Annotated in this window: 16 protein-coding genes; 7 read left to right on the top strand and 9 right to left on the bottom strand. The window is 65.6% G+C overall.

Annotated elements, in window-relative coordinates; genetic code table 11:
- Positions 1-47: 47 nt before the first annotated feature.
- The 6 genes from OGL92_RS07810 to OGL92_RS07785 form a co-directional block, all read right to left on the bottom strand.
- On the bottom strand, positions 48-275 hold the full coding sequence (locus OGL92_RS07810) for a hypothetical protein (RefSeq protein WP_263142420.1): 228 nt from the start codon (positions 273-275) through the stop codon (positions 48-50).
- Complete coding sequence (locus OGL92_RS07805) at positions 272-994, bottom strand: lipopolysaccharide kinase InaA family protein (RefSeq protein ID WP_263142415.1); 723 nt, start codon at positions 992-994, stop codon at positions 272-274. Before OGL92_RS07805 ends, OGL92_RS07810 begins: the two co-directional genes overlap by 4 nt.
- Before the next feature lie 497 nt (positions 995-1,491).
- Positions 1,492-3,132 (bottom strand): chaperonin GroEL, encoded by a 1,641-nt coding sequence (gene groL / locus OGL92_RS07800; RefSeq protein ID WP_263142413.1) that lies wholly within the window; start codon positions 3,130-3,132, stop codon positions 1,492-1,494.
- A gap of 46 nt (positions 3,133-3,178) precedes the next feature.
- Entirely contained in the window at positions 3,179-3,472 is a 294-nt protein-coding gene (locus OGL92_RS07795) for a co-chaperone GroES (protein ID WP_263142412.1), read from the bottom strand.
- A 279-nt stretch (positions 3,473-3,751) separates the two neighbouring features.
- The gene (locus tag OGL92_RS07790; RefSeq protein ID WP_263142411.1) at positions 3,752-4,216 is read right to left on the bottom strand and encodes an FxsA family protein; all 465 of its coding nucleotides are present in this window, start codon (positions 4,214-4,216) and stop codon (positions 3,752-3,754) included.
- Positions 4,217-4,375: 159 nt separating this feature from the next.
- Positions 4,376-5,095 carry a DUF2470 domain-containing protein gene (locus OGL92_RS07785; RefSeq protein WP_263142409.1) on the bottom strand — a complete coding sequence of 240 codons (720 nt, stop codon included), beginning with the start codon at positions 5,093-5,095 and terminating at the stop codon, positions 4,376-4,378.
- Positions 5,096-5,197: 102 nt separating this feature from the next.
- On the opposite strand from OGL92_RS07785, the gene OGL92_RS07780 reads away from it, so the two are divergent.
- A complete protein-coding gene (locus tag OGL92_RS07780) occupies positions 5,198-5,956 on the top strand; it encodes an SDR family oxidoreductase (RefSeq protein WP_263142408.1) in 759 nt (252 codons plus the stop codon).
- A 209-nt stretch (positions 5,957-6,165) separates the two neighbouring features.
- Here the strand turns inward: OGL92_RS07780 and OGL92_RS07775 are convergent, their stop codons facing one another.
- Complete coding sequence (locus OGL92_RS07775; RefSeq protein ID WP_263142406.1) at positions 6,166-7,182, bottom strand: DUF481 domain-containing protein; 1,017 nt, start codon at positions 7,180-7,182, stop codon at positions 6,166-6,168.
- 189 nt (positions 7,183-7,371) lie between these two features.
- Here OGL92_RS07775 and OGL92_RS07770 point away from each other — a divergent pair, with 189 nt between their 5' ends.
- Entirely contained in the window at positions 7,372-7,767 is a 396-nt protein-coding gene (locus OGL92_RS07770; protein ID WP_263142404.1) for an MGMT family protein, read from the top strand.
- A 47-nt stretch (positions 7,768-7,814) separates the two neighbouring features.
- The gene (locus OGL92_RS07765; protein ID WP_263142402.1) at positions 7,815-9,380 is read left to right on the top strand and encodes an AmpG family muropeptide MFS transporter; all 1,566 of its coding nucleotides are present in this window, start codon (positions 7,815-7,817) and stop codon (positions 9,378-9,380) included.
- Positions 9,381-9,396: 16 nt separating this feature from the next.
- On the opposite strand, the gene OGL92_RS07760 is transcribed toward OGL92_RS07765, so the two are convergent.
- Complete coding sequence (locus OGL92_RS07760; RefSeq protein WP_263142401.1) at positions 9,397-10,260, bottom strand: mechanosensitive ion channel family protein; 864 nt, start codon at positions 10,258-10,260, stop codon at positions 9,397-9,399.
- 82 nt (positions 10,261-10,342) lie between these two features.
- Positions 10,343-10,822 carry a YajQ family cyclic di-GMP-binding protein gene (locus OGL92_RS07755; RefSeq protein WP_263142400.1) on the bottom strand — a complete coding sequence of 160 codons (480 nt, stop codon included), beginning with the start codon at positions 10,820-10,822 and terminating at the stop codon, positions 10,343-10,345.
- A gap of 145 nt (positions 10,823-10,967) precedes the next feature.
- Between OGL92_RS07755 and OGL92_RS07750 the strand changes: the two genes are divergently transcribed.
- The 4 genes from OGL92_RS07750 to OGL92_RS07735 are packed head-to-tail and all read left to right on the top strand — an operon-like array spanning position 10,968 to position 15,507.
- Positions 10,968-11,930, top strand: coding sequence for a response regulator (locus OGL92_RS07750; RefSeq protein ID WP_263142394.1), 963 nt, complete (start codon positions 10,968-10,970; stop codon positions 11,928-11,930).
- A 25-nt stretch (positions 11,931-11,955) separates the two neighbouring features.
- On the top strand, positions 11,956-12,867 hold the full coding sequence (locus tag OGL92_RS07745) for a putative 2-dehydropantoate 2-reductase (protein ID WP_263142390.1): 912 nt from the start codon (positions 11,956-11,958) through the stop codon (positions 12,865-12,867).
- A gap of 46 nt (positions 12,868-12,913) precedes the next feature.
- Entirely contained in the window at positions 12,914-14,929 is a 2,016-nt protein-coding gene (locus OGL92_RS07740) for an ATP-binding protein (RefSeq protein ID WP_263142585.1), read from the top strand.
- Entirely contained in the window at positions 14,929-15,507 is a 579-nt protein-coding gene (locus tag OGL92_RS07735; protein WP_263142389.1) for a cob(I)yrinic acid a,c-diamide adenosyltransferase, read from the top strand. Before OGL92_RS07740 ends, OGL92_RS07735 begins: the two co-directional genes overlap by 1 nt.
- The last annotated feature ends 3 nt before the right edge of the window (positions 15,508-15,510 follow it).

Here is a 15,510-nt window from a genome sequence, read left to right as displayed (position 1 = left end):
GCCGCCGCTACCAGGCTTGGTAGAGAAGTGGCCTCTGCGGAGTGGGATCAGCTATGGGAAATGAAGCCCTGGGAAAGGCCGAACATCAGCAGCAGCAAGTCGCTGTCCGGCTCCATCCGCGCGTGGCTTCGCAGGATGGGCGGCAAGGGGCAGAAGCCCGCTTCGCTCTGCACGCTGATGATCTGCGGCGAAGGCTCATGCCAGGCAGCGGCGGCCAGCGAAGCCACCCCCATCGCGCCCGCCAGACAGAGAATTCGAGTGATTTCTAGCTTCATGTCTGCAACTCCTTGATAGTGCTGCCGAACGTAGCCTGATAACCGTAGATGAGTTTTTCCCAATCCACCGCGCTCCACGACGAATGGCGCCGCAGTTGCCGCAGGTCGTGCAGCGCCGCCTGAAGCCGGGTGAGGCGTCGGCGACTCTTTTCCAGGTCGAGCAGAGCGACCTCGACGGACACCTCGTCACCCGTGCCCTCCCCCACCTTGACGAACACATGCTTGGCATACAGGCATCCGTGCTGCCAGCGGCCTTTGTTCATCCGCGCCAGGGTGGCGCCGATTTCGCTCAGGAGGCGGTCGTGCACCTGCTCGCCGCATCGCTCGCGACCACCCGCGGCATACCAGCTGACGATGTCGATGAAGCCCTCCAAGGCTTCGCTGATCAACATCGCGCGCCAACCCTGGTCGCCCGCCCAATGGCAGCCGCAATAGATCAGCCGGGGCACGCGCACGCCCAGTGCACTCAAACCTTTCAGAGCCGCGCGTTCGCGCAATACGGTGGGGCGGCCCCAGGGATGCAGAAAGCTGCGATAGATGTGCCCGACCTGGCGCTTCGCATACACCAGGGTGCCATCGGGACGCTGCAAGCGTTGCACGCCGCTCTCGCCGCCGCGACGCCGGTTCGGCGGCTCGACCCAGTCCCCCTGCTGCGACCACCACTCCTCGAACTGCCCTTGTTCCAAAGCCGGCGAAGACGCCCGTTCAACCACTGCCATAGGTACTTCCCGTCTCGTCGCTCTCAAATGCGCCAACCTCGGACCGCGAATGGGTGCGGAGGTTACATGGCGCCGTCACGATCTCGCCCAGCCACAGCACCCCGTCGAGGCGCGACGATACGCGGTGCTCGATGCAGTGCGGTTGCAGTGGTTCTCGATGATCGCAGGGGGTGGAAAGCCGAATGCGAATGCAAGGGCCGTACCCACTTCCGTTCGCACGCTCTCTTTCGTTCCAAACCGGCACGCACCATAGCAGGCGGCATGCACGACGTGGGTGCTGCTCGTCAGCCGGGGCCGGAGGCCATTCGAGCCTGAAGCGCGTCCGCACCCGGACCTTCATCACATGCGCCGACCCCGATCGATCGATCCCTGTCGGCGCGATATGGCGTACCCGGCGCGCGGACGCTCGCCTGGCCCTATGGCCTGCCCAAGAAGGGTTGCTGCGCCCACAAAAAAGCCCCGCACAAGGCGGGGCTCTTCATCGGGGGTGGGGCGACTTACATCATGCCGCCCATGCCGCCCATACCACCCATGTCCGGCATGGCCGGAGCGGCCTTGTCTTCCGGAATGTCGGCGATCATGGCTTCGGTGGTGATCATCAGACTGCCGATCGAAGTAGCCGCCTGCAGCGCAGTACGGGTTACCTTGGCCGGGTCGAGGATGCCCATCTCGATCATGTCGCCGTAGACGTCGGTGGCAGCGTTGAAGCCGAAGTTGCCGGAACCCTGCTTGACCTTGTCGACCACCACGCTCGGCTCGCCGCCGGCGTTGGCGACGATCTGGCGCAGCGGGGACTCGACCGCACGGCGCAGCAACGCGATGCCGACGTTCTGGTCTTCGTTGTCGCCTTTCAGGCCTTCGATGGCTTGCAGGGCACGCACCAGGGCGACACCGCCGCCAGGCACCACGCCTTCTTCCACCGCGGCGCGGGTCGCGTGCAGGGCGTCTTCGACGCGGGCTTTCTTCTCTTTCATTTCGACTTCGGTGCCGGCACCGACCTTGATCACCGCAACGCCGCCAGCCAGTTTGGCCAGGCGCTCTTGCAGCTTCTCACGGTCGTAGTCGGAGGTGGTGTCGTCCACTTGCTTGCGAATCTGCGCGACGCGCGACTCGATGTCGGCTTGCTGGCCGGCACCGTCGATGACGGTGGTGTTTTCCTTGTTCAGCACGACGCGCTTAGCGTTACCCAGGTGCTCCAGGGTGGTGCTTTCCAGGCTCAGGCCGACTTCTTCGCTGATCACGGTACCGCCGGTGAGGATGGCGATGTCCTGCAGCATGGCCTTGCGACGATCGCCGAAGCCCGGAGCCTTGACGGCCGCGACCTTGACGATACCGCGCATGTTGTTCACCACCAGGGTGGCCAGGGCTTCGCCCTCGACGTCTTCGGCGACGATCAGCAGCGGACGGCCGGCTTTGGCGACGGCTTCCAGCACCGGCAGCATTTCGCGGATGTTGGATATCTTCTTGTCGACCAGCAGGATCAGCGGGCTGTCCAGCTCGGCGACCATGGTGTCCGGCTTGTTGATGAAGTAAGGGGACAGGTAGCCGCGGTCGAACTGCATGCCTTCGACGACGGACAGTTCGTTCTCCAGACCCGAACCTTCCTCGACGGTGATCACACCTTCCTTACCGACTTTTTCCATGGCTTCGGCAATGATCTGGCCGATGGACTCGTCCGCGTTGGCGGAGATGGTGCCGACCTGGGCGATGGCCTTGGAATCGGTGCACGGCTTGGCCAGGTTCTTCAGCTCGGCGACGATGGCGATGGTCGCCTTGTCGATGCCGCGCTTCAGGTCCATCGGGTTCATGCCGGCAGCGACGGCCTTCAGGCCTTCGTTGACGATGGCCTGGGCCAGGACGGTCGCGGTGGTGGTGCCGTCACCGGCAGCGTCGTTGGCCTTGGAGGCCACGTCTTTCACCAGTTGCGCGCCCATGTTCTCGAACTTGTCTTTGAGCTCGATTTCCTTAGCGACGGAAACGCCGTCCTTGGTGATGGCCGGGGCGCCGAAGCTCTTGTCCAGCACCACGTTGCGGCCTTTCGGGCCCAGGGTCGCCTTGACCGCGTCGGCCAGGATGTTGACGCCGACCAGCATTTTCTTCCGAGCGGAATCGCCGAATTTGACTTCTTTAGCAGCCATTGTGGTTGTTCCTCAATTCTGGATGGTTATACGAGAGTCGCGGGAATCAGGCTTCGATGACGGCGAGGATTTCGCTCTCGCCCATCACCAGCAGGTCTTCGCCATCGACCTTGACGGTGTTGCTGCCGGAATAGGGCCCGAACACCACCTTGTCACCGACCTTCACCGCGAGGGCACGGACTTCGCCGTTGTCCAGGACGCGACCAGTGCCTACCGCGACGATTTCGCCACGGTTCGGCTTTTCGGCAGCGGAACCCGGCAGCACGATACCGCCCGCGGTCTTGGTTTCTTCTTCGCTGCGACGGATCACGACGCGGTCATGCAGAGGACGAAGCTTCATTGTCGATCTCTCCCAATTAGTGTTTTTCAACGGCCGGCGATGACACCGGCGGGTTAGCAAATCCGGCGTTGCCGGTTGCGGCCCGCTGAGCGAGCCGCAGAAGACGGACTGTCGTGCAACGACAGCGACCTTGCGGTGACCGCTACATAAGGGCGCTGGAATGCATTTCAAGGGTTGGGGTGAAAATTTTTAACGAAAAGCGGGCGGCGTCCGGCGGGCTCGAGGGCGACCCGGACGCCCGCGAAAGCCTCCGGGCCCGGGGCGAAACCCCGGTGCGGGCTAGTCGCGACGCTGGTATTCGCCTTCGATGACGCGAGGTCCCGAGGCGTCGTGACGCGGAGCACCCTGGCGCGCGGCGAGATCCTCGGCGAAGGCGCGGCTACGCATCACCTGGGCCTCGACGCGGCGACGCAAGGTGCGGATCAGCATCCGCCGGGTGAAGGGGATCAGGCAAAACAGACCGAGCAGGTCGCTGATGAAACCCGGCAGGATCAACAGGCCGCCGCCGACGGCCATCAACAATCCCTCGAGCATTTCCTGCTCCGGCAGCTCGCCGCGACTCAGCCGCTCGCGGGCGCGCCACGCGGTAGAGACACCGGCCGCGCGCAACAACAGGCTGCCGAGCACCGCGGTTCCGATCACCAGGAACAGCGTCGCCAGGACACCGATCATGCTGCCCACTTTGATCAAAACCGCCAGCTCGAGCAGCGGAAACAGCAAGAACAACACGACGAACACACGCATGGAGGATTCCTTGGCGGAAGGACGGCTTCCGATTGCTTCTAGATGCCTGCGACCGCCCCGAAATTCAACCGAGCCCCTCGCGAGGCCGGGCGAATGGGCGGCGCAACCCAGTGGCTGCGCGGCCCGCACGTCGACAGCGACACTGTTACAGGATATGCGTCAGGCCTCGCGCGCCGGCCATTGCGTCGCATGGGCCAGCTCCACCAGCGCCTGCCGCACCGCGCCGGGGTCGCCACAGGGCCGCGGAAAGGGCAGCCAATGCAGTGTCCGTCCGAGGCGCAGGTGGAACCCTTCGCTGTCGAGGCCGACCATCTCGGCAGCGCCTTCGCCGGACAGCCCCGCCAGCTCGACATAGTGGGCGATGGCCTTCGCATGATCGGCGTTCATATGTTCGAGCATGCTCGAACCCCGCTCGCCGAAGAACGGATTGACCAGGGCCAGCTGGTTGATCCAGTGGATTTCGCCGAACCCGCCGATGTAGCGGCCGCGCACCGGTTCGAGCACCCAGAAGTCGAAGTCGTGGGTCAGGTGGTAGTCGCGGGCATGGGGAAAGTAGCGGTAGTAGTGAGCGGCAGCGGCCGCCGTGTCGGCCTCGTCCAGGACGCGTGCTTCGGCGAGCAGGGTCAGGCGCCCGGCGGCCTGCACGTCGTCCGCGCCGCGCTCGCCCACCAGCAGCGAACACTTGGAGTCCTTCTGCAGGTTATGGGTGTGCTGGGCGATCCGGCTGATGAGGATCAGCGGGCGTCCCGCGCCGTCCAGGCAGTAGGGAACCACCGAACCGAAGGGGAAGCCGGGCATGGCTTTGGAATGGGTGGAGAGCACCCCCTGGTATTCCTTGAGCAGTAATTCTCGGGCATGCTGGGCCGCTTTATCACTCACCTTCAAGACTCCTCGCAAGATCCGGCGCAACGGACAGGCGCTCAGCATAACGGTTTAACGCCGGCGAGGAACACGCTCGCAACAACCTACGAGGGGATTGCCATGCAACTCAAAGACAAAGTCATCATCGTCACTGGCGGCTGCCAGGGTCTCGGCCGCGCCATGGGCGAATACCTCGCGGCCAAGGGCGCGCGCCTGGCGCTGGTCGACCTGAACGCGGAGAAACTCGAGGCGGCGGTCGCCGCCTGCAAGGCGGCCGGCGGAGAGGCGCGGGCCTACCTGTGCAACGTCGCCGACGAAGAGCAGGTCACCCAGATGGTCGCCCAGGTGGCAGATGATTTCGGCGCTATCAATGGCCTGGTGAACAACGCCGGTATCCTGCGCGACGGCCTCACCATTAAGGTGAAGGACGGCGAAATGAGCAAGATGAGCCTGGCGCAATGGCAGGCGGTGATCGACGTCAACCTGACCGGGGTGTTCCTCTGCACCCGCGAAGTGGCGGCCAAGATGATCGAGCTGAAGAACGAAGGCGCCATCGTCAACATTTCCTCGATTTCCCGCGCCGGCAACGTCGGCCAGGCCAACTATTCGGCCGCCAAGGCGGGCGTCGCCGCCGACACCGTGGTCTGGGCCAAGGAACTGGCGCGCTACGGCATCCGCGTGGCAGGGGTCGCGCCCGGTTTCATCGAAACCGAGATGACCGGCAGCATGAAACCGGAAGCCCTGGAGAAAATGACCGCCGGCATTCCTCTCAAGCGCATGGGCAAACCGGTGGAAATCGCCCACTCGGTGGCCTACATCCTGGAGAACGACTACTACACCGGTCGTATCCTGGAGCTGGACGGCGGCCTGCGCCTGTAACCGAGGGCAAACGGACCGGATCGAGGATCCGGTCCACGGGAAACGGGGAAAGGCGGAGAAGGCTCGAAGAACCGCCGATCAGGCGACGGTATCTACCGCGCCGCTGAGAACGGCCACGAACGCGGCCTGTTTCCCACCGTGGCGGAGACGCCGAGCGCACACCGCCCATCGGGCACGGCGAAAACCCGTGCCCTGCCCGGCGAACGGCCTTACCAGCCGACGCCGAAACCGACGCTGTAGCGGGTCTCATCCAAGTCGCCCTCGGCACCGCTGACCAAATCCTTCTCGGCCTTCATGTTCAGCGAAGCCCACTCGGTGACCTTGTAGCGCAGGCCGAGCTCGGCATCCAGGGTGTAGTCGGCGACGTTGCCCAGGGGCTTGCCCACTTCGCCGTTGGTGAACAGCTCGAAGGCCTTGCCGATCAGGTAGCGGTTGTAGTCCCACTTCACGCCGAGGGCGTAGAAGTTTTCCTTGTTGCCGGACTCGTACTCGTGGTCGGTGCGATTGAGCAGTGTGGTGAGCGAGAACGCCCCCAGCTCGTTATCCCAGAACTGGTAGCCAGGACCGGTACCCAGGGTGCGCTGGCGGCGCAATTCCTCGATCTTGTCGGTCTTGTATTCCGCCCTGCCCTGCCAGAACCAGTGTTCGTCGAGGAAACGGTCGAGGGCGTATTCGGCGCTCCAGTTATCGGTGGTCTTCACGTCGTCCTGGAATTCGCGGTTGTATTCGCCCTTGCCGTTATGACGCCAGAGACCATGGCGGGCGGAGGTCTTGAAGTCGACGTCGTAGTCGTCGGTATCCTTCTCGGCGCGCTTGTAGTCGAGGGACACGTCGATGTCACCCTTCCACACGAGGTCTTGGATCAGCGGCTTGGGCGTGAGGATCTGCTCGATACTCGCCAGCTCGACGGTCTTCGGCGCCTCGGTGCCGGTGGAAACCGTCACCTTGCCGGGGTCGGCGGGCTGCATCTTCTGTACCAGTTGGCCGTTAAGGTCGCGCTCGCTTTCCTGGCGAACCAGCAGGTCGTGCTTGCTTTCCAGGGTGGCGATCTTCTTCCAGTCCAGCGGGATGGAGCCGCCGTACTCGGTTTTCAGGACCAGCTTGCCGCCGTCGAAGACTTGGATGGTGCCGGTGAGGCGATCGCCGTTCTTCATCCAGACGGTATCGGCCAACAGCGGAGAGGAAACGGATGCGATGGACACGCACAACAGAGTTCTGGACAACATAAGCGATATACGCCCCAGGTTCGCGAAAAACCGGGCATTATCCGCATGCCCGGCGACAGAGCAACGACTGACCGTCGGAGAAAAGCCGAGTTCCACGAAAAATCCGCCCGTATCCAACCTCGCGCAGATTTTTCACCCGAAAAAATCACGCCGGGCGTCGTGTTGCCTCGGCCAGCCCGTTCGAAACGCATGAGAGATACCGGTGTGAGCAGTCGCACGCCCCCTCCCCAACCGGACAGTTGGGCGGCCTCGCCGCCGGACAGCGCCGAGGCGCGCCGGGAAGCGCTTTATCTGACCCTCGCGCAGGTCCCGGCGGGCCAGGTGATCAGCTATGGGCAACTCGCCGCCCTGGCCGGGTTGGGTCGCGCGGCCCGCTGGGTCGGCCGCACGCTGTCCCAACTGCCCGAGGGCACCGTGCTGCCCTGGCATCGGGTGCTCGGCGCCGGCGGACGGCTCAGCCTGGGCGCCGGCAGCGCATCCGGGGCTGAACAAAGGGCGCGATTGCGTGCCGAAGGGGTGACCATCCGAAACGATCGGGTGGACATGCGTCGCCACGGCTGGCATCCCATGCCGCCCAGCGGTTAGAGTGCGCGCTTCGTTCAGCACCGTGTTTTCCCGGACTTTCACGCCCCATGCCTCATAGTACCTGGCGCGCCGCCCTGGCCGCCTACGCCAGCCCCGCCACGCTGGTCCTGCTGCTCCTGGGGTTCGCCGCCGGCATGCCCTACATGCTGGTGTTTTCCACCCTGTCGGTGTGGCTGCGCGAAGCGGGGGTGTCCCACCAGGCGATCGGCTACGCCAGCCTGATCGGCCTCGCCTACGCCTTCAAATGGGTGTGGTCGCCGCTTCTCGACCAATGGCGCCTGCCGTTGCTCGGCACGCTCGGTCGGCGACGCTCCTGGCTGGTGCTGTCGCAGATCATGGTGGCGCTCGGGCTGATCGGCATGGCCTTGTGCGACCCCCAGCAACACCTGTCCTGGCTGATCGCCATCGCCGTGGTGGTGGCCTTCGCCTCCGCCACCCAGGACATCGCGGTGGATGCCTACCGCCTGGAAATCGTCGACGACAGCCGCCAGGCCGCCCTTGCCGCCAGCTACATGGCCGGCTATCGGGTGGCCGCCTTGCTGGCCACCGCGGGCGCCCTGTACTTCGCCGACTGGTTCGGCTCCACCGACCACGTCTACAAGCATGGCGCCTGGGCCAGCACCTACCTGATCTTCGCCCTGATGATGGTGCCGGCGCTGATCACCTGCCTGCTGATGCGCGAACCGCCGGTGCCGCTGCGTACCCAGCGCGCCGCGGCGCGCTTCGGGCTGTGGCGGCAATTGATGTCGGTGTTCGTGCTGATCGTGCTGCTGGTCTCGGTGCCGGCGCTGTTCACCCAGCTGTACAACACCGATTTCCACGCCGCGCTGTTCGAAGGCAACGACCCGTCGATCCTGATCACCGAAGACCGCGCCTTCCTGCGCGCCTTGCTCTACGCGATCCTCACCGGCTTCTGCCTGTCGAGCCTCGGGCGTCGCAGCCTGGCGCCGGTCCTCACCCCGATCAACGACTTTATCCTGCGTTACCGTTGGCACGCCCTGCTGATGCTGGGCCTGATCGCCACCTATCGGATGTCGGATACGGTGATGGGAGTGATGGCCAACGTCTTCTACATCGACCTCGGCTTCGCCAAGGACCAGATCGCCAGCGTCAGCAAGGTGTTCGGGCTGATCATGACCCTCGCCGGCGCCGGCGTCGGCGGCCTGCTGATCGTCCGCTTCGGCATCCTGCCGATCCTGTTTATCGGCGGCGTCGCCTCGGCCGCGACCAACCTGATGTTCGCCGTGCTGGCCGGGATGGGCGCGCATCTGAACATGCTGATGCTGACCATCTCCTGCGACAACTTCAGCTCGGGCATGGCCACCTCGGCGTTCGTCGCCTACCTGTCCAGCCTGACCAACCTCAAGTTCTCCGCCACCCAGTACGCGCTGCTCAGCTCGATCATGCTGCTGCTGCCGCGCCTGATCGGCGGCTACTCCGGCGCCATGGTGGAAAAGCTCGGCTACGAGCAGTTCTTCGTCTTCACCGCGCTCCTCGGCGTCCCCACCCTGATCCTGATCGCCCTGCAGTGGAGCCGCCAGCGCCGGCATCCCCTGGAGACGCCGGCGGACACTCCGGTCCCGGACACTCCGGCCGTCGAACGCGCCGACTGAGCGAGGCACCGGCCGTCTAGGCCGGCTCGCCCTGGTGAGTTTCCGCGGCATCGCTCTGGATCAGCTTGACGATGCGGTTCGGCAGGGCGATGTCCACGCCCGCGGCCCGCAGGCGGTCGCGAATCTCCTCGTTGAAGCGGAAGGTCACCGGCCAGTAGTCGCTATTGGATGTCCACAGGCGCAGCGAGAGGGTGATCGCGTTCTCGCCGAGCCCCGCCACCACCGCCACCGGCGCCGGCTCCTTGAGCACCCGCGGGTCCTCGGCCATGTCCATCAGCACCTGGCGCGCGCGGGACAGATCGGAGTCGTAGGCCACCTTGACGTCGAACACCACCTGGCGCGTGGCTTGCCGCGAGGTGTTGGTGATGATGCCGTTGGACAGGTTACCGTTGGGCACGATCACGGTCTTGTTGTCGCCGGTGCGCAACACGGTATGGAAGATCTGGATGCTGTCCACCGTGCCGCTCACGCCCTGGGCCTCGATCCAGTCGCCGATGCGGAAGGGCCGGAACAACAAGATCAGCACGCCGCCGGCGAAATTCGCCAGGCTGCCTTGCAGGGCCAGGCCGATGGCCAGGCCGGCGGCGCCGATGGCCGCGATGAAGGAGGTGGTCTCGACGCCGATCATCGAGGCGACGCTGAGGATCAGCAGCACCTTCAGAACGATGTTCGACAGGCTGCCGATGAAGGTCTGCAAAGCCGGATCGGCGTGCCGGAAGGCGAGCAAGGCGGAAAGCTTGACGGTCAGCCGGTTGACCAGCCACCAGCCGACCAGCAGCGTGGCCACCGCCAGCAACAGCCGGCCGCCGTACTCCATGAGCAACGGCAGCCAGGCTTCGGAGAGCCGGACCAGCTTGTCGATTTCCGCGTTGATTTCCATGACGTCCTCCTATGGGTATGAGCGCATAGGAAGTGCGACGCCCGCTTGACCCCGGAGGTTCCCGGTCAGGGATGCGTGTCGCTCAGTCGCGGAAGTTGATGTATTGCAGCGGCATCCCCAGCTCCTGGGTGCGCAGCAAGGCGATGGCCTCCTGCAGGTCGTCGCGTTTCTTGCCGGTGATGCGCACCTGCTCGCCCTGGATCGCCGCCTGAACCTTCAGCTTGGCATCCTTGATCAGCGCGACGATTTTCTTCGCCAGCTCCTTCTCGATACCTTCGCGGAGAATGGCTTCCTGCTTGACCACCTTGCCCGAGGCGTAGGGGTCCTTGAGCTCCAGGCACTGCGGGTCGATCTTGCGCTTGACCAGGCTGAGGCGGAGGATCTCGATCATTTGCTCGAGCTGGAAATCGGCATCGGCGGTCAGGGTGACGGTCTTATCCTTGTATTCGAAGGTACCCTTGCCGCGAAGATCGTAGCGACGCTCCAGTTCCTTGAGCGCATTATCGATGGCGTTGGTGACTTCGTGCTTGTCCAGTTCGGACACCACGTCGAACGAGGGCATGGACTCTCTCCAGATAGACGGCGGCAGCGGCATCACCGATGGGCTGCGCCTGGCTTGACGATTAAAATGCGCAGTCATTATATAACCGCAGTTATAAACACTGCCCGGCCATGTACCGGCTACCTCCCTCCTACGAGTCCCCTCAATGCCCAATCCCCAACTCAGCATCCTGGTGGTGGACGACGCCAAATTCTCCAGCGCCATGATCGGACGAGCCCTGAGCCAGGCCGGTTACCAGGATGTACGCTTCGCCAACAGCGCCATGGAAGCGTTGCGCCTGATCGAGCAGCGCCCGGCCAGCGTGCTCCTGGCGGATTGGCTGATGCCGGAAATAGACGGCTTGGAGCTCACCGGGCAGGTACGCCAGCTGGATGAAACCGCCGATCACTACACCTACGTCATCCTGCTCACCGGCAAGGAAGGCGAGAACGTCCTCAGCGAGGCCTTCGACAACGGCGTCGACGACTTCATCAGCAAGGCGGCGATGAGCGAGCAGTTGGTGCCACGGGTGTTCGCCGCCGACCGGCTGTGCAACACCCTGCAACGCCTGTTGCAGGAAAAGCGCCTGTTGACCCAGAACATCGCCAGCCTGGAACGGCGCAACCTGGTGGATCCGCTGACCGGGCTGGGCAATCCGCGCTACCTGCGCCAGAAACTCGCCGACAGCCTGCGCCAGGTCGAGTCCCGGGGCGGCGCGCTGTGCTACCTGCTGATCGGCTTGCAGGAGGCCGCGCAATTGCGCCAGCAGTACGGCGAGCGTTTCTACAACGAGCTGCTGCATAGCGTGGCCAGGCGCCTGCAACAACTGGTGCGCCCCCTGGACGTGCTGACTCGCCTGGACAACGACCACTTCGGCCTGATCACCCTGCTCGAAGACCTCCACGAGTGCTCGCCGAGCAGCTTCAAGCGCCTGCACGAGGGGCTCAACCTGAAGGCCTTCAAGACCAGCGAGGGCTTCATCAGCCTGAAGGCCGGGATCAGCCTGGTGGGCCTGGACACGCGCGCGCTGCCGGTGGAGGTCGATGACCTGATCCGCCATGCCGGCGCCCTGCTGCCGGACTCCTATGGCAGCGGGCGGGTCGCCGCCATGCGCCTGCCGCTGCCATGAGCGGCCGCGCGCAAGGCTCCTCGCGATGACCTGGCACATCCTCGGCGCCGGTAGCCTGGGCGGGCTCTGGGCCGCGCGCCTGGCCCGCGCCGGCCTGCCGGTGCGGCTGATCCTGCGCGACGCGCAACGCCTCGCCGCCTACCGCGCGCAGGGCGGCCTGACCCTGGTGGAGGACGGCGTCGCCCGGCGTTACCCGATCCCGGCGGAAACCCCGCAGCACCCCGCGGCGATCCCTCGTCTGCTGCTGGCCTGCAAGGCGTACGATGCCGAGGCAGCGGCCGCCGCCCTGGCGCCGCGCCTGGGTGGGCACAGCGACGTGGTGCTGTTGCAGAACGGTCTCGGTAGCCAGGACGCGGTGGCCGCGCGCCTGGCCTCCTCGCGCTGCATCCTCGCCTCCAGCACCGAAGGCGCCTTCCGCGACGGGGATTTCCGTGTGGTATTCGCCGGCGCGGGGTTCACCTGGCTGGGCGACCCGCGCGATCCAACGCCGCCGGCCTGGCTCGCCGACCTCCAGGCCGCCGCCATCCCCCATGGCTGGAGCGCGGACATCCTCTCGCGGTTGTGGCGCAAGCTGGCGCTGAACTGCGCGATCAATCCGCTCAGCGTGCTCTACGACTGCCGCAACGGCGCGCTGGCCGGACACGCCGAGGAAATCGCCGACCTCTGCGCCGAACTGGGCCGCTTGCTCGAAGCCTGCGGCAGGACCGAGGCGGCACTCGACCTGCGGGACGAAGTGACGCGGGTGATCGAGGCCACCGCCGGCAACTTCTCCTCCATGCATCAGGATGTCGCCCGCGGCCGGCGCACCGAAATCGCCTACCTGCTCGGCCATGCCTGCGCCGCCGCGGCGCGACGTGGGCTCGCCCTGCCGCGGTTGCAGGCGCTGCAACGACGGCTGCGGGCGCACCTGGAACGACGCGGATTGCCGCTGGACTGACCCCGCGCTACCCTGCCCGCTCCTCCCTCGATCGGGCCTACCCGTGATCCGTCTGCGTCGCAGCCTCGATAACCTGCCGGTCGGCCAGAAACTGCTGGCGGCGTTGCTCGCGCTGCTCACCACGGTGCTGCTGGTGGCCAACACCGCGTTCATCTGCGCCGCCTACTGGATTTCCCAGGAAAGCATGGCGCCCCAGGCCTTGCAGACCCTCGGCCGGCTGATCGCCAGCCCGCCCCTGAGCCAGCAGGCCCTGGCTTCGCCGGCCGCCGCCGAGGAAGTGCTCAAGCGCCTGGACACCTACGCCCCGCTGCGCGCGGCGGCCCTCTACGATGGCAGCGGCCAGTCCCTGGCGCAGTTGCATCGCGGCCACAGCCTGGAATTGCCGGAGCATCTGGACGAACTGGATAACTGGCGCCACAGCGAATTCCGCGCCAATCAACTGATCGAGCTGCCGCAGCCGGACAAGCCGCCCGGTCACCTGCTGCTGGTGGCGTCCAGCGAATTGCCCGGGGTGTTCTACACCGGCACCCTCACCGCCAGCCTGGTGATCCTCGCCTTCAGCGTCCTGCTCTGGCTGCTGGTGGCGCGGCAGATCCGCCGCCTGGTGACGCGGCCGATCCGCAACCTGGAAGAGCTCTCCCGGCAGGTCACCCGCGAGGAGAACTACTCGCTGCGGGCCTCCCGCGGCAACCAGGACGAAATCGGCAGCCTGGCGGACGCCTTCAACACCATGCTCAGCCGCATCGAGGCCCGCGAACAACAGCTCAAGCGCGCCCGCGACGACGCCCAGGAGGCCTCCGACCAGGCCCAGAGCCTGGCCGAGGAAACCCGCCACTCGAACCGCAAGCTGGAGCTGGAGGTGCAGGTCCGCAGCAAGATCGAGAAGAAACTCACCGGTTTCCAGAACTACCTCAACAGCATCATCGACTCGATGCCGTCGGCGCTGATCGCCCTGGACGAACAGCTCTTCGTCACCCAGTGGAACCAGGAAGCCAGCGCCCTCTCCGGGACCTCCCTGGACGACGCGCTGAACCAGCCGGTGTTCCTCGCCTTCCCTTCGCTGAAACCGTTCCACGCCCAGATCAAGCACACCGCCGACCAGCACGTGGTGGAAAAGATCGAACGGGTCACCTGGCCCAAGGACGGCGAGCCGCGCCACTACGCGCTGACCTTCTACCCGCTGATGGGCGGCGGCGGTCGCGGCGTGGTGATCCGGATCGACGACATCACCCAACGCCTGTCCATGGAAGAACTCATGGTGCAGTCGGAAAAGATGCTCTCGGTCGGCGGGCTGGCGGCGGGCATGGCCCATGAGATCAACAACCCCCTCGGCGCCATCCTGCACAACGTGCAGAACATCCGCCGGCGCCTCTCGCCGGAGCTGGAAAAGAACCTGGAGCAGGCGGAACTCACCGGCGTGCGCCTCGAGCGGGTGCGCAGCTACCTCGAGGCCCGTGAGGTCCCGCGCTTGCTGGACGGCATCCAGCAGGCCGGCGCGCGGGCGGCGAAGATCGTCAGCCACATGCTGTCGTTCAGCCGGATGAGCACCCGCCAGCTGGCGCCCTGCCAGTTGCCGGTGCTGATCGACCAGGCCGTCGACATCGCCGGCAACGATTTCGACCTGACCGAGGGCTTCGACTTCAAGAGCATCGCCATCGTCCGCGATTTCGACCCCCGGCTCGGCCCGGTGCCGGCCACCGCCAACGAGCTGGAACAGGTCCTGCTCAACCTGCTGAAGAACGCCGCCCAGGCGATCCACCAGCGCGAGGACGACATCGAGGGGCGCATCGACCTGCGTACCCGGCTCAACCCGCCCTGGGCGGAAATCCAGGTGGAAGACAACGGCGGCGGCATGCCGGAGAACGTGCGCAAGCGCATCTTCGAACCCTTCTTCACCACCAAGGAAGTCGGCCAGGGCACCGGCCTGGGCCTGTCGGTTTCCTACTTCATCGTCACCAACAACCATAAAGGGCAGATGGAAGTGCAGTCGAAACCGGGCCAGGGCACCTGTTTCACCCTGCGCCTGCCGCTGACCACCGCCCCCGAAGGAACCCCGAGCTGATGGGCAACCGACTCTCGAAGATCTACACCCGCACCGGCGACCGTGGCGAAACCGGCCTGGCCAACGGCCGGGTGGCCAAGGATCATCCGCGCATCGAAGCCATCGGCGAAGTGGACAGCCTGAACAGCCAGCTCGGCCTGTTGCTGGCCGAACTCGCCGAGCAACGCTCGCGCTGGCCAGGCCTGGCCGAACCGCTGGAGGTGCTGGGGCCCTGCCAGCACCGCCTGTTCGACCTGGGCGGCGAACTGGCGATGCCGGATTACCAGGCCCTCCAGACGGAGGAAGTGACGCGCCTGGAGGCCGCCATCGACCGCTGGAACGACGAGCTCGGGCCGCTGGAAAACTTCATCCTGCCCGGCGGTTCGCGGTTGATCGCGCAGACCCACGTCTGCCGCAGCCTGGCCCGCAGCGCCGAGCGCCGCTGCCAGAGCCTGAACGGCGAAGAACCCCTGCGCGCGGTGACCCTCGCCTACCTCAACCGCCTCTCCGACCTGCTGTTCGTGGCCGCCCGCCTGGTCGCCCGGCGCCAAGGGGTGGCCGAAGTGCTCTGGCAGGCCGCGCCCAAGCTCGGCGACTGACGC

The organism is Pseudomonas sp. RIT-PI-AD (genome assembly GCF_025642785.1).
Lineage (GTDB): Bacteria > Pseudomonadota > Gammaproteobacteria > Pseudomonadales > Pseudomonadaceae > Pseudomonas_T.
This window is presented reverse-complemented; position numbering and strand designations above follow the sequence as displayed.